An 18766-nucleotide genomic window follows, 5' to 3' on the forward strand; every position below is an offset into this window, starting at 1 on the left:
CGGCTGATGAACGAAGAGATCATTTTACGCATTCGCGGGCTGCAAAAGCAGTTCGACGAACACACGGTGCTGAAAGGCATCGATCTGGATGTGCGTCGCGGCGAAAAGATCGCCATTATCGGCGGCTCCGGATCCGGTAAAAGCACGCTGCTGCGCTGCCTGAATTTTATGGAAATTCCCAGCGCCGGCACCATTGAACTCGACGGCGAGATACTCGGCCATCAGGGCAACGACGGCCGACGCTATTACCCGGAAAAACAGCTTTGCGCGGTGCGCGAGCGGGTGGGGATGGTCTTTCAGCAATTCAACCTGTTTCCCCATATGACGGTGCTGGAAAACGTGCGCGAGGCGCTGCTGTCGGTGAAAAAAATGTCGCGCAGCGAGGCGGATCTCATTGCCGGCGCTCAGCTGGAAAAAGTCGGGCTGGGTAATAAGCGGCAGGCCTGGCCGGGCAGTCTGTCCGGCGGACAGCAGCAGCGGGTGGCTATTGCGCGGGCGCTGGCCATGTCGCCGGAAATTATGCTGTTTGATGAGCCGACGTCGTCGCTCGATCCGGAACTGGTGGGCGAAGTGTTGCATACCATTCGCGGCCTGGCCGATGAAGGGCGCACGCTGCTGCTGGTTACGCATGAGCTGGGGTTTGCCTGGCATTTCGCCGATCGGGTGGTGTTTATTGAGAACGGCGTAATTCACGAAATGGGCACGGCGGAACAGGTGCTGAAGAATCCGCGTCAGCCGCGGACCCAGGCTTTCCTCGCGCGTTTCGCCGAGCGCGCTTTTTAAGGTCAGAGGTGACAGATGAATACAGCATTGTCCGGTCAGAGCAGTCAGGCATATTTACAGGATGCGCGTAACGACGACGTATTGGTGTATGTGAACGGCGAGTTTGTGCACCGCGATCAGGCCGTGGTGTCGGTGTTCGATGCCGGCTACGTGTGCGGCGACGGCGTCTGGGAGGGGCTGCGCCTGGTGGATGGCCGGCTGGTGGCGCTGGACGCCCATTTAGATCGGCTGTTCGCCGGCGCGGCGGCTATTCAGCTGGATATCGGCCACAGCCGGCAGGCGCTGATCGATATTCTCTATCAGACGCTCAAGGTTAATGGGATGGAGGACGGGGCGCACATTCGCCTGATGGTCACTCGCGGTAAAAAGCGGACGCCCAATCAGGATCCGCGCTTTATCCTCGGCGGTTCGACCCTTGTCTGTGTGGCGGAGTATAAGGTGGTGGATCGCGAGGCGAAAAAACGCGGACTGGCGCTGTTTACCTCAACCTACCGCACCAGCGGCCCGGACGTTTTCGATCTGCGGCTGAATTCGCACAGCCGGCTCAATCTGATTCAGGCGTTGTTGCAGGCGCTGCAGGCAGGCGCCGATGAGGCGCTGATGCTCGATCCCCACGGTTTTGTCGCCAGCTGTAATTCCACCAATTTTTTTATTGTGCGCCGGGGCGAGCTGTGGACGTCGTCCGGTCTTTATTGTTTCAACGGCATTACCCGCCAGACTATCATTACGCTCGCGCGCCAGCAGGGTCTGATCGCGCATGAGAAACCCTTTACCCTGGCGGAAGCGTTGACGGCCGACGAGGCTTTTGTCACCGGCACGCTGGCGGGGATAACGCCGGTCAGGCAGCTGGACGGGCGGCCGTTTCCCGCCGCGCGCCCGGTTACCGAACGGCTTAACCGCGAGTATGAACGCTATTTACGCAACGCGTGAGGCTGGAGCAAGACGCCGTCGCCGCGCCGCGACGGCAACGTTCGTTATCAGGGGGAGCGCGGCGAAGGGGCGTAGCGGCGTTAGCCGTCGGAGCGTTCCCCGGTGCGGCCGGCCCGGGTATTCCGGGTTTATCGGCGACTTTGTCAGCGACCTCAGGCGCCGAAGCCGCCGAAGAAGCGGCGGGCGTTTTCTTCCAGCGTCTCGAGGTGGTAGCCGCCTTCCTGCACCACCAGGCAGGGCATACCCCATGAGCGGATGCGCGCGCCGAGCCGGCTAAAGCCGTCCTGCGACACCGCCACCCGGGCCTGCGGATCCTGCCGGTAGATATCGAAGCCGAGCGACAGCACCAGCACGTCGGGCGCGAAGGCGCGCAGCGCGCTGTCCGCGCGATCCAGATATGAGAAGAAATCCTCCTCCGACGCGCCGTGCGGCATCGGCAGATTGAGGTTGAATCCTGCGCCAGCGCCGCTGCCGCGCTCATCATCGAAACCGGCCACCACCGGATAGAAATTGGTGGGGTCGCCGTGGAGAGAGACATAAAACACATCGCTGCGGCTGTAGAAGATTTCCTGAATCCCCTGGCCGTGATGCATATCGGTATCCAGGATCGCGACCTTCGCATAGCCGCCGTCGCGCAGGGTCTGGGCGGCGATCGCCGCGTTATTCAGATAGCAGAAGCCGCCGGCGCCCTCCGGCCGCGCATGATGCCCCGGCGGACGGCACAGCGAGTAGGCGGCCGGCGCGCCGTCGATAATCGCTTTCGCGCCGGCGATGGCGCACTGCGCGGACCAGTAAGCCGCGGTGAAGGTGTGTTCGCCGATCGGGCAACTGCCGTCGGTCAGGTAGCGTGCGGTTCTGGCGAGGATGCCGCGCAGCGGATTGCCTTCGCGGATAAAGATGTTGGACATCACCTCGTCACCCCAGTCCTCTTCCACCGCGTGCCATTCGCGCCAGGCGTTTTCCAGGTAGTCGACATAGGGTCGGCCGTGCACGGCGTACAGCGCCTCGCGCCCGGAGTCCGCCGGTTGCTCAATCGTGAAGCCCAGTTTTTGCGCCGCGGCCAGCAGATGGTCGAGACGTTCGGGCACTTCCTGCGGGGTGCGCATCTGGCCGCGCGATAAATAGCTTTTCGGGTGATGCAAACGCTGTTTCGGGTGATAGAAGGCTTTCATGCGTTTCGATTTCTCCTGCGAACCGTCACTGAACGGACAACGGCGGTGGCTGCGTGGTTTCGCTGATGTTCCGGTTATACCCCGGCGCCGGTCTGGCGGCTATTTTTATCCCGAATCGCGGCCTCCGCCGGCCGGCGGCGTCGCGTCTAATCCGGTCGCCCGGCTGACCCGACGTCTACCCCTCATCGGCCGGGAAACGTTGCCAGATGGTTTTCAGATCCGTGTATTTATCAAAGGCGTGCAGCGATTTATCCCGCCCGTTGCCCGACGCTTTCATGCCGCCGAAGGGGACGGTGACATCGCCTTCTCCCCAGGTATTGACCCAGATAAGCCCGCTTTTCAGGCGCCGGGTCAGTCTGTTGATACGCGCCGGATTGTTCGACCACAGGCAGGCGCCGAGCCCATAGCGAGTGTTATTGGCCAGCCGCAGCGCTTCGGCCTCGTCGGCGAAACGGGCCAGCGCCACCACCGGGCCGAAAATTTCTTCCGTCATCGCCTCGGCCTGCGGCGGTACGTCTTCAATGCTGCATGGCCGCATGTAAAAGCCTTTGCCGTCTACCTTCACCGGTTCGCCGCCATGGCGTATTTTCAGACCGCCGGCGCGCGCCCGCTGAATAAATCCCTGTACCCGCGCCAGGTGATCCGCGTCGACCAGCGGCCCCAGCCGGGTGGCGGGATCGAGAGGGTCGCCCGGAACGAAGGCCGCCGCGGCGCGATCGAACAGCGTCAGAAATTCATCGGCTATCGGCTGGTGCAGATAAAGGCGCGAAGCGGCGATACACACCTCGCCCTGATTGGAGTAAATGGCCAGCGCGCTGATGTCGGCCGCCGACGGCAGGCTGGCGTCGTCAAAAATCAGCGAGGGATTTTTACCGCCCGCCTCGCACCAAACCCGTTTGAGGTTGGATGATCCGGCGTAGACCTGCAGCATGCCCGCCACGCGCGTCGAGCCGGTGAAAGCGAGGCAGTCGACGTCGTGATGCAGCGCCAGACATTTGCCGACTTCATCGCCATAGCCCGGCAGTACCTGGAAAACTCCGGGCGGCACGCCGGCTTCGGCGGCCAGACGCGCCAGCAGCAGCGCCGACAGCGGCGATTTTTCGGATGGCTTCAGGATCACGCAGTTGCCGGCCGCCAGCGCCGGCGCCACCTTCCACGCGGCCATCAGCAACGGATAGTTCCAGGGCACGATGGCCGCCACCACGCCGATAGGTTCGCGCCGGATGGCGACCTGCACGTCTTCCGCCGACGGGGCAAGCTCGTCGTACCGTTTATCCAGCGCTTCGGCGGCGTGCTGAAACGCGGCGATCGCCTGCGGAATATCGAAACCGGCGCTCTCCGCGATTGGTTTGCCCATATCCAGCGTATCGATCAGCGCCAGTTGGTCCTGATGCGTCTGCATCAGCGCCGCCAGCCGTTTGATCACGACGGCCCGCTGCTGCGGCGCCATGCGCGGCCAGCCGCCGTCATCGAAGGCATGGCGCGCCGCGCGCGCCGCCGTATCCACATTGGCTTCCGAGGCGGCGGGAAAAGCGGCCAGCACCTGTTCCGTGGCCGGATTGATGCTGATCAGCTCGCGCCCGCTCAGCGTGCGGAAATCGCCATCGATAAATCCTCCGCTGGAGAAACGCAGGCGTTGCGCGCTGGCTTGCCAGTCGGCGGCGGTTTTCAGTCCGGTCATCTCGATCTCTCCTGTCCTGCTGTCTGGTGTTTATCCTACTGGCCCCTCCGCCGGCGCTCCATACCGCTATGGTGGGATGTTACTGCCGGGGGCTTTCGCTAGACTCGGGAGACGTGACGGCTTAACACGCCTGCTATCCCAGACCGGCCCGCACAGGAGAAATCACATGCAGCAGAATACGTCGCACATGCCAGACACAGAGCTGGAGAGTTTGCATCAACAGGATAAAGCGCATTTTATTCATCCCTTTACCGACTTCAGCCAGTTCGGCGCGAAAGGCTGCGATGTTATCGCCAAAAGCGAGGGCATCTATGTCGAGGACGGCAAAGGCAACCGTTTTATCGACGGCATCGCCGGTCTGTGGTGCGTCAATGTGGGCCACGGCCGGCGCGAGATCGGCGAAGCGATGAGCCGTCAGGCGGTGGAAATGGCCTATTATTCGCCGTTCAACAACCTGACCAATATTCCCGCCACCCGCCTTGCCGCCCGCCTGGCGCAGCTGGCGCCGGGCGACCTTAACCACGTGTTCTACAGCTGCGGCGGTTCGACGGCCAATGACGCGACGGTGCGGATGGTGCATTTTTATTTCAATCAGCGCGGGTTGCCGAACAAGAAAAAGATCATCGCGCGCACCAGCGGTTACCACGGCACGACTTATATATCCGCCACGCTGACCGGTACTGAAGGCAATAACCTCGGCTTCGACGTGGTGGACGAGATGGTGACGCATATCAGCGAAGCGAACTGCTACCGCAAGCCCGCCGGCATGGATGACGCGCAGTACTGCGACTTCCTGGTCGACGAATTCGGAACCACTATCGGCAAACTGGGGGCGGGCAACGTGGCGGCCTTTATCGCCGAGCCGATCATGGGCGCCGGCGGCGTGTTGATGGCGCCAGAGGGCTACCACCGGCGGATACTGGATCTGTGCCATGAGAATGACATTCTGTATATCTCCGACGAGGTGGTGACCGCTTTCGGGCGGCTGGGCCACTTTTTCGCCTCCGAGGCGGTGTTCGGCATTCAGCCCGATATCATCAATATCGCCAAAGGTTTGACGTCGGGCTATTCGCCGCTCGGGGCGACGCTGATTTCCGACAAAATTTATCAGGTGATCAGTAAGCCGCAGGCGAAGGGCGCGGTGTTCAGCACAGGGTTCACCTACTCCGGCCACCCGGTCAGCTGCGCCGCCGCGCTGGCCAACCTTGAGATTATGGACAGAGAGAAGATCTGCGAGCACGTACGCGAGGTCGGTCCTTATCTGCTGCAGGCGCTTCGGCAACGTTTGTCTCATCATCCGATTATCGGCGATATTCGCGGCAGTCATTTTATGGTCGGCATTGAAAGCGTGGCTAATCGCGACAGCCGGGAACTGTTGCCTGCGGAAGCGAAAGTGGGCTATCGCATTGCCGATGCCTGTCAGAAACGCGGCCTGATTGTGCGGCCGATCGCGCATCTTAACGTGATTTCCCCGCCGTTGATCTGGACCAGAGACGTGATCGATGAAGTGGTGGGAATTCTGGACGGCGCCTTTGACGAAACGGTGGAATCGCTGAAGAAAGACGGGTTTATTTAACCGGCGGCCGACGTTTCCGGCGCCGTGCGGCCAGGCGCCGAAGCAAGTTCAGGCGAGAGCGCGGAGAACGCGCCGTTCGTCCGGCGTTAATACAGGCCCCTGTTCGCCAGCGCCGGGCGTTTCGGCACGCCCAAAAACAGGCTGCATAGCTGCAGTTCGCTGCTGATGCCCAGTTTCGAATAGATATTGCGCCGGTGTACCTTGACGGTTTGAAAACTAATGCCCAAATGGCGCGCCAGATCTTTGGTGCCCTTGCCCGAAACCATCAACTGGACGACTTCCCGCTCGCGGGTGGTCAGAAGTTGCTCAATATTGTCCGGCGCGCCGTCGGACGGCTCTTCGGCGACGTTCGCATCCCCCAGCTGAGCGGCGTAATAGCGGATAAGGATGCGTTTCACCAGGGTGTAGGTGTTTTCCAGAATAGCGATCTCTTCTTTGCTGGTCACCGCGTTGCGCCGGTCTATCGACATAACCAGCGAGTCGCCGTTCGGCATCGGCAGCAGAACGTCGATTTCATCCTGTAAATTAAGATCCTTGTAATAGCTTCTGTAATAGGTCGAGCCTCTGAGCTGACAGGTATGATGATTGATCTGCACAATCTGCGGCGAATCGTCGCTCTGCAGCCGGGCAAGCAGCGGATCTTCCAGATAAGCGGAGGATAAATAACGGTCAAAATAGAGATCGTGCTGGTGGGGCGGAATATCGTGAGAAATGATGATCGGAAGATCGCTGCCCGCCTTATAAAGCTTCAGGATAAACGCGTCGTGACGCATAAATTTATTGAACACGCCGGACAGACGGCTGGGCAAACTTTCGTCTGTGGAGCAGTCAAACAGATCGGCAATGTCTTCATGCCAGTGCATGATATCAGGGTGCGTTAAAAGACTGGACAGGCCCATCATCTATTCCTCAGCCAAAATTTTTCATGCTGAGTTCAATGCAAATTCCATGCCTTACCTTACTGGTGGCCGCCGCGCGTCCGGCGCGGCCGACGGCGGGAAGATAGCCGCTTTACTGCCCTGATTAGGCGCTTTTTTGCCCCATTTCGGGGCTTTTCGCGCCAGTGCAGGCGCCGCGGTTAATCCGGCGTATCTTCAGACGGCAGCAGCGTCACGCCCTCTTTTTCCGAAATCGCCAGATATTGCGCGCGGGTTAGCGCCTGTACCTGGTGCGCTTCCCGTTCGGCAAGGATAAGGTGATCGCCGGCGTTAAGGATCTGAGCATTGACCATGATGCGGCCGTCGACCACGTAGATCTGTTCACGGCCCGGATGGCGGTGGCGCGGCAGCGAAGCGCCCGCGTCCAGCCGCAATAACGCATAGCCGCCGCCCTGCGGGTTGCGCCAGAGCCATGAGTATTCAATGCCCGCATAGGGCGTGGGATGCCAGCTTCGGCTGGCCTGTGCGTTAAGTAACATAGCGCCTCGCGATAAATCCGCATCGATAAATGGATGGCGCTCAGGCTACAGCACCCCGCTGTCAGATTTTGTCAGCAGGGCGGGCCTCGGCGCGTCGGGCGGGATAACGGATTAACCGGCATTATTCGGGCGTAGCGGACGTCAGCCCGTTGTTCATCGCAAAGGCGTTCAGCCTGGCCTCCAGCCCGTCGGGATCCTGATAAAATTCATGGTCCAGATCGTTCAACCGCGCCCAGGTCTCGTCATCGGGCGCCGGGCCGCGCGCCAGTCGATCGGCGCCGCCGTCACCGAATCGCGCCAGCCTGGCGGCACGCAACAGCCGGAGAGAATGCGGTGCGTCGATCCGCGCCAGCCCCTGTTCGCACCAGGCATCGTATTCTTTGGATGCGTTGTCGAAAAACTGCATAAAACCGCCGTTGTAGACTTCGCCTTCCAGCACGTTGACCGCGTAGTATATTTTTTCTTCCGCGCTCAGCGCCTCGAATCCGCCCGGCTGGTGATGCACTTTATCGATCAACTGGCGCCACAGCGCGCGAAACGGGCAGTTTTTGTCGAGTTTCCGCTCGCGCTGGTAAAACGCTTTGGCCTTTTCAATGTTTTCCCGTATGCCATTTTTGCACGGCATGCACATGCCGCCGTTGCGGTCGGCGGTAGTGGGTAAAATCAAGGCGCCGCATGCGCTACAGGGCTGTTTTTTCATCATCGGTTGCGTGTTCCCGCTTGTGCTGAGTAATTAGCCTGCAAATTATCTTCAAACGGCGGCGCATAATATTAGCGCTGAACCTGCCCCCGTTGTGGCAACGTCAGGATGCGCGCGAACCGCCGGCTGCCAGTGAGACCGGAAACAGGCTGCGTCATAACAAGAAAAAATGTAACATTCACAATAGATTATTGACAGTATGCGGATAAATTTTATGACCGAATGCGCCACCCGTCCCTTGTCTCTGCCCGTTATCACATGGCCCGATTTACTGCTCTCCGCGCCTTATTTCAGCAGCGCGCTGGTTGATGCGGTCGAGACGGCGGAAATAAACTGGCTGGAGTTGGCTCCCTTGCCGCGGGCGCGACTTTACTGGGATTGTCTGACGGGGGAGATCGCAAACGGCGGCGTGATTCAGTATTTTTATAATCACGGCAATGAGTCGTCCGCCTTTGACCAAATGGCTGAATTTTATGGTCAGCATCCGCTGTTAGCCCCGCATATGCCTCTGGTTGAGCGGATTTTGGCTCTGTGGCCGGATATTGCGCCGGCAGTCCGTGACGCGAGAGCCAGCGGAGAATGGCCAGAAGCGCTTTTCCGACGTTATGAAGCCCAATTCGATGCGCTGGAAAACGAGATCCTGCACCTCAATAAAGATCTTGCCGCGCAGCTTGAGCATCACTTGCTTATGCATCTTCACGACTATTTTCGTCTTGTCCCGTTGGCCGGCGTAGAGCCAAAAGGGGTCAGTTGGATCGAGTGTCGGGGCTCTGGCTATCGCGGCCATTTGCGTTTTCTGGATGGTTTTCCTGTCGGGCCAAATATTTTTGAGAGGGGCAAGCAGGGCGGCTGCGATGTCATCTGGTTTACCCCCGATCGCCAGCTTAAAGTTTGCGAACGGTGTCCGGCGCGGTAAGTCGGACCGGCGTTTCCCCCGCTGATTTATTCTGTATGCCCGGCAGCCTCGTCGCGTGCCGGCGCTTTAAGAATAAGTGTTAATCACGCTATTTAATAGCCTGTGAATAATTAGCATTTAATCATTTAAATAGAGCTATTTTTTTGCGTATAATATGCCCTGGAAATAATAATTTACATGCCCTGTGGTTTAAATAACCCTGATAAAACAGTCTGCTGACAAAATAACTTTTATTATATTAAAGTCATGCCACGGCAGGCCGTTAACTATATGGAGACCATTCAACCAGGGCTTCATTAATGAAAAAATTAACCATAGATAAAAAAATATTATTATCGCTGTTGTTGCCGCTTGGCCTGATGATGACGGCGCACAACAGTAAGGCCGCCGACGGCATAATCCGCTTTCGCGGCGCGATCGTTGAATCGCCGTGTACGACCGGCGATAGCGCCAGTCCGGCGGTTAGCTGTATGCGCAGCGGCAAAACGATAGAGAAAGCGATTAGTCTGAATAATAAAACGTCGGCGCTGCCCTATAATTTAGGCACAGTCAAAACGGTTAATATTGGCAAACAGGAGAAAATCCTTATCATCAGTTATGACTAAGCGACTAATAACAGCGCATAAAGTTATTAACTCTGCGGCGCGTCAGAATATCCGACGCGCCGTTTTTATTGCCTGACGTTTAATTTACCGGGCGGCGGACGGATATTTTTCGCTGACGCTGTTCGCGCCAAACGGTAAAAATACCGGCCCCGGCGATAATGGCCGCTTCAGGTATACCGTCGAGGAAAAAATGGCCGATCATCATTGACCGCACCTGGGTGATGTAATCAAAGGGCGCCAGCAGCGAAGCGTCGGCATAGCGTAGGTTCAGCGTGAGCCATGCCGCCGAAAAAAACGCGGCCGATCAGAAGTATCCACTGGCTGGCGTTGGGCTGGCGCCAGCCAAAATACAGCGGACCCAGACCAATAAACATGGTCATCAGTGAAAAATAGAAGACGATGGCGGCGGGGTTTTCTCAGTCGTTCAGGAAACGGAACTGACGAGGACGCCATGCGCGCGGGCGCAAAGCGCGTTAGCGGCTGCGGCGTTCTTTGCTCAGACGAGGATAGCGGCTCCGGGGCCGGGCGGCGTGATCCGCGGCTCCCGGTGAGTCATCAGGTGGCGATACGGCAGTGCCACAGGCCGTCGTCCGCCGTCTGGTGGGTATCGATCTCCAGACTCAGGCTGGCCTGGCTGATATATAGCCGGCTGTATTCCAGAATATCGTCATCGTGGCCGGTGGCGTAGCGCTCCACGCAAAACAGCGGGCTGCCGGCGGGGATGCCAAACAGGCGGGCCATGCGCTCTCCGCAAATTTCCGGGCTGTAGCGATCGCGGGTTTTGACCGGCGAGTAGCCGTGGGTTTCCCGCAGCTGGCTGTAGAGCGAACGGCCGTCTTCCAGATGGCTAAGCCCGCTGTAGACGCTGCCGTCGAGCCAGGTTACGCCCTGGCCGACCGCGTCGCGGCCGCTTTTGAGCACGCGTTCGATGCGCAGCAGCTGGCTGCCCGTCGGGCGCTGCATTTTCGCGGCCAGCGTCTCGTCCGCCATGACCGGCATCAGCGACTGCGTTTCCAGACTCAGCGCCCGCCCGCCGCCCAGCTGTACCAGCAGATCGGGCAAGTCGCTGTAGTAGTTTTGCAGAGCGTCGCGATTAATGAAGGTGCCTTTCCCCTGCTCGCGCGAGAGAATTCCCACGCGAACCAGCGCGTCGATGGCCTGCTTAATGGTGCCGCGCGCCACATTGAACTCATCGGCCAGCACCAGTTCGCCGGGGAGTTTGTCTTCATAGGAAAAGGCGATGATCCTCTTCAGGAGGATGTTTTTTATCCGCAGATAAAGCGGCAATCCTTGCGGCTCATTCATGCCGTTGCCTTAGTCAAAGGTAATGGATCTGGTCCCGGTAAGTATAAAAGATATCCTGATTGATCTCGCGGTTGCCGTCAATGTTGGCGCTGGCCAGCACCGGTGGTTGCCGGCCGCTCGCCTGCATGATGGCGCAGATCCTCAGCACCAGGCAGTTGCCGATGGCCGCCGCCATCAGCGTGGAGAGCGGCGCGACCCTCTGCGCCAGCCCGGGCAGCGCGATCGCCGCGTCGCCGTAATCGCAGTGATTATCGAGCACGATATCCGCGACCTGCGCCAGCAGCTTGCCGCTGGCGTGGCGCGGGGTCACCCGGGCGGCGGTGGCCAGGCTGGTGACCGCCACCACGCTGGCGCCCCGGCGTTTCGCCTCCAGCGCCACATCGAGCGGCGCCGCGTTGCGCCCGGAGACGGAGTTGACCAGCACGACGTCGCCGGCGCGCAGCGGCGAGGCGGCCAGCAGCGCGGCACCCAGTCCTGCGACGTTTTCCATATCGCTGGTCAGCGTCAGCGGCCGTACGTTCAGCATCAGCGTCGGGCTGAACAGCGGGTTGAAGATCGCCAGACCGCCGGCGCGGTAGCTCAGCTCCTCGGCCAGAATACCGGCGTGGCTGGCGCCAAATACGAACAGGCTTTGCCCGGCCAGCGCGGCTTCCGCCATTAGTCGGGCGGCCTGCTCGTGGCGCTCGCTGTCCTGCTCCAGCCCGGCGAGTTTTTTCCGCGCCAGCGCGAGATAGGTTGTGACGGCCTGTTCCATCGCGTTCCCCTTATATTCAAAAGCCCAGCAGACGCCCCAGCGCGGCAATCAGCGGGGCCAGCACGAACATATCGCTGTCGCCGGCCCACAGCGCGGTATCGGGAATGGTGTCGCTGATGAGATAGCTGACGCAGACATACTGACCCCACGCCACCACGCTGGCGGTAATGAATCCCGCCAGCAGCGCCCCTTTGTAGCCGCCGGTGACGTTGCCGAAGACGCCGGCGGTGCCGGCATGAAAAAAGATGACGATCATGCTGGGAATGAAGACATAGCCGGTGGTGGTGCCGATGACCACCAGCCACAGCAGCGATCCGACAAACGCGCCGACGAACCCCAGCACCACCGCATTGGGGGCGAAGTTGAAAATGATCGGACAATCCAGCGCCGGCCGCGCGCCGGGCACCAGGCGCGTGCCGATGCCATTGAACGCCGGCACCATCTCGCCGATGAACATGCGTACGCCGAGCAGCACCACGGCGATGCCGCCGGTAAACAGCAGCGATTGTTTCAGCGCATAGATATAGAAACTGAGATCGCCGGAGCTGGCCAGGATCTCATGCGCTTTGTCCGAGGCGCGCGCCTGCAGCAGCAGGGTGCCGACGAAGAACAGCAGCGTCATGGTCAGGGCGGTCACGACATTGGAGTCGCGCAGAAAACCGAGATTTTTCGGCACCCTGATGTCTTCGGCGCTGATCTTGTTGCGGGCGAATAGATTGCCGGCCAGCGCGCCCAGCAGCGCTACCGAGGCGGAGGTATGGCCCAGCGCCACATTGTCGTTGCCGGTGATCCGGCGCATCCAGGGCTGGACGATGGCGGGCTGGAATGTCCAGTACACCCCGAGGATCACCGACAGCACCAGCGTCAGGGTCACGGCCGGGATGTCCGGCGTCTGGTTGACGATCACCCCGCCAAACACCATAGCGGTCCAGAACATCATGTGGCCGGTCAGATAGATGTATTTGAAGCGGGTCAGGCGTGCCAGCAGCAGGTTAATGGCGAAACCGGCGGCGATGGCGACGGTAATGCTGCTGCCGAATCGCTCGGCGAAGCGCGCCTGCCCCATCATGCTGGACAGCGTCATCTGCTCGAGGCCGAACACTTCGGTCCAGATCGGCTGGAACACCAGCAGCGCCGACACGATGATGCTGGCGCCCGCGCCGATGATCAGAAAGCCGAGAATGCCTTTGAGCGTGCCCGAGACGATGTCCGCCAGCGGCTTGCCCTGCAATACCAGCCCGAGCAGCACGATCATCCCGATCAGTATCGACGCTTCGCCGAAGATGTTAATGGTGACCCAGCGCAGGATCTCGACGAAACCGTTCATACGGACCTCCCGTCGGCCAGCGCGCCGGAAGACAGCAGCGCTCGCTCGATTTCCTGCAGGTCGAGGTAGTTATTGACCACCATCACCGCGCAGGGCAGATGGCTAAGATTGCCCGCCAGTTCGGCGTTGGTGAGCACTACGTCGGCGCTGGCGGAAGAGGCCGACGAGACATCCATATGCTCGACCGAGGCCTGTTGCCCCAGCTTGCGCAGCACCGATTCCACATTCATCTTCAGAATCAGGCTGGAGCCCATACCCAGACCGCACACGGTTAAGATTTTCATTTCCAGGCCTTCCTTATTAACGGGAGAAAGACGTGCCTCAGATCAGCGGGGCGACGGGTGCAACAACTGAAATAAACGTGCGCGTTGGTCGCAGTGCATCAATAGCGCCAGCGAGTCCGGTTCGCTCAGCAACGTTGCGATATGGGTAATCAGCGCGATATGGTCGTCGCTGCTGCCGGCCGCCAGCCCCAGCAGCAGCGAAACGGGATCGTTTTCCTCGTGGCCGAAGGCGATCGGCGCGCGCAGTCGCACAAGGCTCAGCTGCGCGCGGCAGGCGCCCTGTTCGGGGCGGGCGTGCGGCATCGCCAGGCCGGGCGCAATCACGAAGTAAGGGCCGAAATGATGGTAATTGTCCACCATAGCGCGCACGTAGTCGGCGCTGCAGGCGCCGGCGGCCTGCAGCGCGTTGCCGGCGGCTTCAATAGCCTGTTCGGGCGTAGCGGCGGGGTAATCGATAAGGATGGATTCGGCCTGAATCATGCGTTCTCCTCCCGCGGCAGATGGCGGCGCAGAGAGGACAGCGTGGCGGCGAAGGTCGCCTCCAGCAGCGCGTCGCCTTTCTCCCGACTGGCCTGGCTGGGATCGCCGAGAACCGCGTAATCGCAGAATTCGGTCCAGCGTATGGGTCGCCAGGGGAAATCCTGCGGAAAGGCCGGATAATGTGGGCGGGCCTGCGCCATTTGTACTGTTTCCGGCGCCAGCGCCAGCATCAGCGACGTCTCGATTTCATCGGCGTGCATATAGCCGGGCCACGCTTCTCTGGAGCTTTGCAGCCTGGCCGCGCACGGCGCCATTCCGGCCCAGCTATAGCCGAGCAGCGTGAGATCTTCGTCCTTCAGTCGGCGCGCGGCGGCGCGCATGGCGTCGAAATTGCCGTAGTGAGCATTGATGACCGCCGTGGTGTTGATGCCGTAGCCGCGCATATTGCGGGCCAGCGCCACCAGCAGCGCGGTCAGCAGATCGTTGCCGATATCAATGGCGCCGGCGTGGCCCTGCAGCGACCACACCTGGCTGTAGGGCAGCGTGGGCAACGTGATGGCGTCGGCGCCGAGCGCCTCGTCGAGCAGGGCGCAAAAACGCTCGGCCAGCAGGTTATCGGTGCCCAGCGGCAGATGATCGCCGTGGGGTTCGGTCGCGCCCAGCGGCAGCAGCGCGATGTGGGCGGCGGCCAGCGCCTGGCGGGCTTCGCGTTCGGTCAACGCATCGAGTCGCATAGCGGTTTCTCCGGCTCAGGCGAAAGAAAAATAGCGGGCGGGGTTATCGATAAAAAACTTCTGCAGCAGCGTTTCGCCATCCATACCGGCGGCCCGCGCCTCATCGAGAAAACGCGGCCGCCAGTCGGTAAGGATAAACTTCAGCCCCAGGCCGCCAAGCCCGTAGTGGGCGCTCATGGATTTACGGGCGAAATCGTTGCCGATAATGATCTTGTCCGCGTAGCCCTTGCGGCACAGGGCCAGAATGGCCTCGGTGCGCAGGTGTTCCGGGTGATATTTAATACGGGTCATGCCGTCGAACAGAATCCAGGCGCCGGTGTTAGCCACCTGATGATGCAGCCAGGGATCGGGATTGCGGTCCAGATGAGCGAAGCACAGACGCGACATATCCAGTCCGAGCGATTTGAAGATGGCGGCCTGCTCCAGCGACATCGTGCCCATTTCGGTATGGCTGTGCATCGGCGCGCCGGTTTGCTGCTGAGCGCGCACGATCGCCTCCATCGTTTTACGCTCCAGCGGAGAAATGGTGTTGTAGCCGGTGCCGCATTTCACCACGCCGGCCCGATAACCGGTGCCCTCAATGCCTTGCCGCACTTCCTGCACGATTTCCTCGCTCAGTTCATCGATCGAACAGCGGCTAATCCAGTCGGCGAAGGTTTCCTGATGGCCGGGGCGCTGGCTTTGCCAGAGAAAGCCTTTGTTGAAGCCGGCGGTGGCGATCACCTGTACCTGATGGCGCTGCGCCAGCCCGGCGACGACGCTGACATCGCGCCCGTAGTCAGGGCAGGTGGCGTCATAGAACGTGCGTCCGCCAGCGGCGACGAAGTCGGCCAGTTCGCGCCCGGACGCCTCAACATCGTCGAGCAACAGATCGTCCTGCCGGCGATCGCGCCAATAGGGGGGGATGCAGTAAATATGGTCGTGACTGTAGGTCACCCCGAGTTGCCGGCTGTCGATATCGCCATGCAGCGTGCGTACCTGGCCCATAACATTCCCCCATCGGTGAAGAAATAACCTGATGGCAGTGTATTTATGATTGGTTGTACATTCAAGTGGTCAAGTACATATTTTAATCATATGGCAGCGTTGTCCGGTGGCGCGGGCGAGCATGTCAGCGTCGTGCGTTGACCGTTTTGCGGGGAAGCGATCTCTGCGGGATCAGCGAGCTTAATGGTGTGGTGTTGATGGCCTGTTTCAGCCGCCATGACCAATATCGGTATATGCATTAATTATCGCTGTGAATATCACGCTCAATATTCCGTGTCTTTATACCCCTCATGCGGCAAGTTGCGGATGCGCTGGCCGCGCTTAATCGCGCTGAATAGTTTGTGCGGCGCCGCTGAAAACCGGGCGCGAGACGCCGCAGACGCAACAGGGCGCTGAATGTAAATAAAGCAGGACGTTCCCGTATGCCTCATTGGGGCGATTATTGAAACCACTGGGACATTTCATGCTCCAGTTCATCAAGTAACTGATAACGACGGCGGTATTCAGCGCGTTTTTTGCTGGCTATGCTTTCAATTGATTTTCTGGCTATGCGTAACGGTAACTGAAAATATCCAGCGGTGATTTCTTCCCCGCCGATAGATGACCAGAACTGGTCATAGTCAGCGTGTAATTCATCTTTCTTCTTATTGCGATAACGCCAGTTCTGGTAAATATGGCCGGCATTGCCCACCGCGATAATTTGGCTAATGCCAAGATAATGTGCTAATGAGCAAACCCCTTCCAGCGCCAGTCGTTTGGGAAACAGTCCATAGCACGACTTCGTCGTTTCATGAATTTCAGTGTGCGGCACTTCCCTGTCGGCTCCCTGTAAACCGCCGATGAATAACGTGGGGCGTTGGTAATAATTCATCAGCGTAAAGGTAATTTTCGCCAGAATAACGCCGCTGGCATTACATGCTAATACAGTGGTTTCTCCTTCCTTATTCAGACTGCTCATCGATGACATTTTCAACATGATTTTATTGCCCTGTTTATTCACCGCGCTGCCCAGAACAATAGGATCTTCATTCAGATATCCTAATAGCATTTTCACGGGCATACGTTGTGTGATGAAGGTATAATGATCACGCAGCGCAAATAAGCATTCAAGTTTGCTCATTTTTGCAGTCAGGTATGGGCGGTGCAATTTGCAAGGCAAATCAGGCTGTACATGCAGCATTTTTTCCATCCAAAAATTGGAAGCCAAAGTATCTGCCAGACTAAGCGTAACACGCCAGTTTAATAGTGACCGACACAGGAATTTCAGGCGAAAATGAATTTTTTTCCATTCCTTACTTGGCGTAATATCTCCGCTGGCTAATGCAAGGATTAACTGCCGGCCATTAGTGATTCTGTTTGTCGTGAGCGGCGCTACAAATTGAGACATAACAAGACCTCTTATTTTATTGAAGTGTATGCTTGTCTGGCGAGATAAGATATTTACAATTCAATAAAACTTTGAAAAAATAGAATTAATATTTTAATGCCAGGTTAAGTATTCTTTGCCGGATATCTGACGAAGAACGCTATATCCAGAACGGTAACCCGCATCTTTATCACTGTATTAAATATGATATTTAACAAGAAATAATGAAGGTATTGTCAAGATTCGGTCAACTTCGCTTGATATTTTCTCTATTGAGATAACGGCAAGATAATGAAAATAGCGGGGGCGTGGCAGGATATTTGAACGTGTCCATGTGTTATTTAGGTGTTTTTCCCTTCATCACTGATACTCAAAATATTTGAGCGGCGGCAAGGCGATGACGCCGCGATAAATCGTCGGCAACGAATTTATCCAGCCAGCGGCTGGCCTTCGCTGAGAGGCATTCTGTCCCTCATTAATCCCGGGCGACTTACCGCAGTCAGTGACTGTGGCAAGCGATAAGTCTGCCGGGAGCCGGGTTGAACGCCGCTGGCGGCGGCCCGGCAAGGGCGAAGCCCATGGCTGGGGCGAGTAACAAAACCAACGCAGCTGAAGTATGAAGGAGATAGTCTCTTGCCGGCGTTTATTCTGTAACTTCGCCAGTGCGCTAATTCTGCCGCAACCTGAAGTATAACCGGTATATTCACTTGCCGTTTTGAGCCTGGGCCTGGGCCGCGCGCTTAGCGTTTTTTGCCCCCAGCTCCTTCTTTTGCGTCCGGCGGGGTAATTGGGCGGACGCCAGGATTCTATTGAATTCAGGACACGCCATATGGTCCGGCGCGCTGCAGTTGGCGACGTGCCTGAGGCCGTCGCGCACCCGGGTAAGCTGGAGAATGGCGTCATCCACCTCGCTGGCTCTTTTTATCAGCATCTGGCGATCGATCGCAATGTTGCCGTCGGCCGCAAAAACCGTCGCGATTTGCTCAAGAGAGAACCCGGCCGTGCGGCCGAGTGCTATCAGCGCCAGCCGTTGCAGCACGTCCTCCCGGTATTGCCTTCTCAATCCGTGGCGGCCCACAGAAGATATCAATCCTTTTTTTTCATAGAAACGCAGCGCAGAGGGCGCGACACCTGAGATTCTGGCGACTTCGGCGATATCGAGTTCTTTCATCATTGACTTGAAGTAAAGATTAAGTTGCACAATGCCCGTGAGCTTATCACCCGACATTCTGCGGAGCACTAACATGATGGACGATATTCTGTACCGAACCCTGTTGATCGGCGTCGGCGCCACCCTGACGATGGACGGCTGGGCATGGTTGCAAAGACGGTTGTTCGGCATCCCGGCGCTGGATTATGCGTTGGTGGGGCGCTGGTTTTGCCTGATGGGGCGGGGGCAGTTCGTACACCGGGATATTCGGGCTGGCGCGTCCGTGCGCTACGAGCGAGCGGCCGGCTGGCTGATCCATTATATCACCGGTATTTTTTTCGCCGCGTTGCTGGTCTGGTCGGCCGGTCCGTCATGGCTTGACCAGCCGACCTTATTGCCGGCCTTGCTGCTGGGCCTGTTCAGCGTTGGCGCGCCTTTTCTGATTATGCAGCCTGCCCTTGGCTTCGGTCTGGCGGCGTCAAAAACGCCGCAGCCCGCAAAGGCGAGGGTGCGCAGTCTGATTGCCCATCTGTCGTTTGGCGTCGGGCTTTATCTGGCGACACAGATTGCGGCGCTGGCGAGCGTCGGCGTGGGCTGAC

The 18766-nt window shown here is 58.7% G+C and carries 20 protein-coding genes and 1 pseudogene; 6 read left to right on the forward strand and 15 right to left on the reverse strand.

All coding sequences use genetic code 11. The annotated features are described in order from the left end of the window. Window positions 1–6 precede the first annotated feature (6 nt). Window positions 7–783: an amino acid ABC transporter ATP-binding protein gene (locus tag FJU30_RS15595; RefSeq protein ID WP_150435903.1), complete on the forward strand. Its 777-nt coding sequence runs from the start codon at window positions 7–9 to the stop codon at window positions 781–783. A gap of 15 nt (window positions 784–798) precedes the next feature. Continuing rightward, window positions 799–1713 (forward strand): aminotransferase class IV, encoded by a 915-nt coding sequence (locus FJU30_RS15600; RefSeq protein WP_150435904.1) that lies wholly within the window; start codon window positions 799–801, stop codon window positions 1711–1713. Window positions 1714–1865: 152 nt separating this feature from the next. On the opposite strand, the gene FJU30_RS15605 is transcribed toward FJU30_RS15600, so the two are convergent. Then, window positions 1866–2885 carry a histone deacetylase family protein gene (locus tag FJU30_RS15605; protein ID WP_150435905.1) on the reverse strand — a complete coding sequence of 340 codons (1020 nt, stop codon included), beginning with the start codon at window positions 2883–2885 and terminating at the stop codon, window positions 1866–1868. 175 nt (window positions 2886–3060) lie between these two features. After that, a complete protein-coding gene (locus FJU30_RS15610) occupies window positions 3061–4566 on the reverse strand; it encodes an aldehyde dehydrogenase family protein (protein WP_150435906.1) in 1506 nt (501 codons plus the stop codon). A 166-nt stretch (window positions 4567–4732) separates the two neighbouring features. On the opposite strand from FJU30_RS15610, the gene FJU30_RS15615 reads away from it, so the two are divergent. Continuing rightward, window positions 4733–6142, forward strand: coding sequence for an aminotransferase (locus tag FJU30_RS15615; protein WP_150435907.1), 1410 nt, complete (start codon window positions 4733–4735; stop codon window positions 6140–6142). Window positions 6143–6228: 86 nt separating this feature from the next. On the opposite strand, the gene FJU30_RS15620 is transcribed toward FJU30_RS15615, so the two are convergent. The 3 genes from FJU30_RS15620 to FJU30_RS15630 form a co-directional block, all read right to left on the reverse strand. After that, window positions 6229–7044, reverse strand: a complete 816-nt coding sequence (locus FJU30_RS15620; RefSeq protein ID WP_150435908.1) for a response regulator transcription factor — start codon at window positions 7042–7044, stop codon at window positions 6229–6231. Between the two features lie 176 nt (window positions 7045–7220). Then, on the reverse strand, window positions 7221–7559 hold the full coding sequence (locus tag FJU30_RS15625) for a cupin domain-containing protein (RefSeq protein ID WP_150435909.1): 339 nt from the start codon (window positions 7557–7559) through the stop codon (window positions 7221–7223). Window positions 7560–7680: 121 nt separating this feature from the next. Then, on the reverse strand, window positions 7681–8262 hold the full coding sequence (locus FJU30_RS15630) for a DMP19 family protein (RefSeq protein ID WP_150435910.1): 582 nt from the start codon (window positions 8260–8262) through the stop codon (window positions 7681–7683). Window positions 8263–8473: 211 nt separating this feature from the next. Here FJU30_RS15630 and FJU30_RS15635 point away from each other — a divergent pair, with 211 nt between their 5' ends. Both FJU30_RS15635 and FJU30_RS15640 read left to right on the forward strand, forming a co-directional pair. Beyond that, entirely contained in the window at window positions 8474–9175 is a 702-nt protein-coding gene (locus FJU30_RS15635; protein ID WP_191091626.1) for a DMP19 family protein, read from the forward strand. Between the two features lie 299 nt (window positions 9176–9474). After that, a complete protein-coding gene (locus FJU30_RS15640; protein ID WP_150435912.1) occupies window positions 9475–9780 on the forward strand; it encodes a hypothetical protein in 306 nt (101 codons plus the stop codon). A 79-nt stretch (window positions 9781–9859) separates the two neighbouring features. Here FJU30_RS15640 and FJU30_RS27240 read toward each other — a convergent pair. The 10 genes and pseudogenes from FJU30_RS27240 to FJU30_RS15685 form a co-directional block, all read right to left on the reverse strand. Next, window positions 9860–10220 (reverse strand): annotated as a pseudogene (locus tag FJU30_RS27240) (EamA/RhaT family transporter); the annotation flags it as partial. A 115-nt stretch (window positions 10221–10335) separates the two neighbouring features. Then, window positions 10336–11085 (reverse strand): GntR family transcriptional regulator, encoded by a 750-nt coding sequence (locus tag FJU30_RS15645; RefSeq protein WP_150435913.1) that lies wholly within the window; start codon window positions 11083–11085, stop codon window positions 10336–10338. 13 nt (window positions 11086–11098) lie between these two features. Beyond that, window positions 11099–11839: a sugar isomerase domain-containing protein gene (locus FJU30_RS15650; RefSeq protein WP_150435914.1), complete on the reverse strand. Its 741-nt coding sequence runs from the start codon at window positions 11837–11839 to the stop codon at window positions 11099–11101. Between the two features lie 16 nt (window positions 11840–11855). Beyond that, window positions 11856–13166 (reverse strand): PTS ascorbate transporter subunit IIC, encoded by a 1311-nt coding sequence (locus tag FJU30_RS15655; protein WP_150435915.1) that lies wholly within the window; start codon window positions 13164–13166, stop codon window positions 11856–11858. Next, window positions 13163–13450, reverse strand: coding sequence for a PTS sugar transporter subunit IIB (locus FJU30_RS15660; protein WP_150435916.1), 288 nt, complete (start codon window positions 13448–13450; stop codon window positions 13163–13165). The genes FJU30_RS15655 and FJU30_RS15660 overlap by 4 nt, the downstream gene beginning before the upstream one ends. A gap of 42 nt (window positions 13451–13492) precedes the next feature. After that, window positions 13493–13930, reverse strand: coding sequence for a PTS sugar transporter subunit IIA (locus tag FJU30_RS15665; RefSeq protein WP_150435917.1), 438 nt, complete (start codon window positions 13928–13930; stop codon window positions 13493–13495). Then, complete coding sequence (locus tag FJU30_RS15670) at window positions 13927–14664, reverse strand: creatininase family protein (protein WP_150435918.1); 738 nt, start codon at window positions 14662–14664, stop codon at window positions 13927–13929. The genes FJU30_RS15665 and FJU30_RS15670 overlap by 4 nt, the downstream gene beginning before the upstream one ends. Window positions 14665–14679: 15 nt before the next feature. Beyond that, entirely contained in the window at window positions 14680–15651 is a 972-nt protein-coding gene (locus FJU30_RS15675; protein ID WP_150435919.1) for a phosphotriesterase family protein, read from the reverse strand. A 439-nt stretch (window positions 15652–16090) separates the two neighbouring features. Next, window positions 16091–17038: a VirK/YbjX family protein gene (locus FJU30_RS15680; protein WP_150435920.1), complete on the reverse strand. Its 948-nt coding sequence runs from the start codon at window positions 17036–17038 to the stop codon at window positions 16091–16093. A 682-nt stretch (window positions 17039–17720) separates the two neighbouring features. Next, window positions 17721–18263: a helix-turn-helix domain-containing protein gene (locus tag FJU30_RS15685; protein ID WP_317984049.1), complete on the reverse strand. Its 543-nt coding sequence runs from the start codon at window positions 18261–18263 to the stop codon at window positions 17721–17723. Here FJU30_RS15685 and FJU30_RS15690 point away from each other — a divergent pair. Beyond that, window positions 18262–18765 (forward strand): DUF2938 domain-containing protein, encoded by a 504-nt coding sequence (locus tag FJU30_RS15690; protein ID WP_150435921.1) that lies wholly within the window; start codon window positions 18262–18264, stop codon window positions 18763–18765. The genes FJU30_RS15685 and FJU30_RS15690 overlap by 2 nt on opposite strands. The last annotated feature ends 1 nt before the right edge of the window (window position 18766 follow it).

The organism is Affinibrenneria salicis (assembly GCF_008710095.1).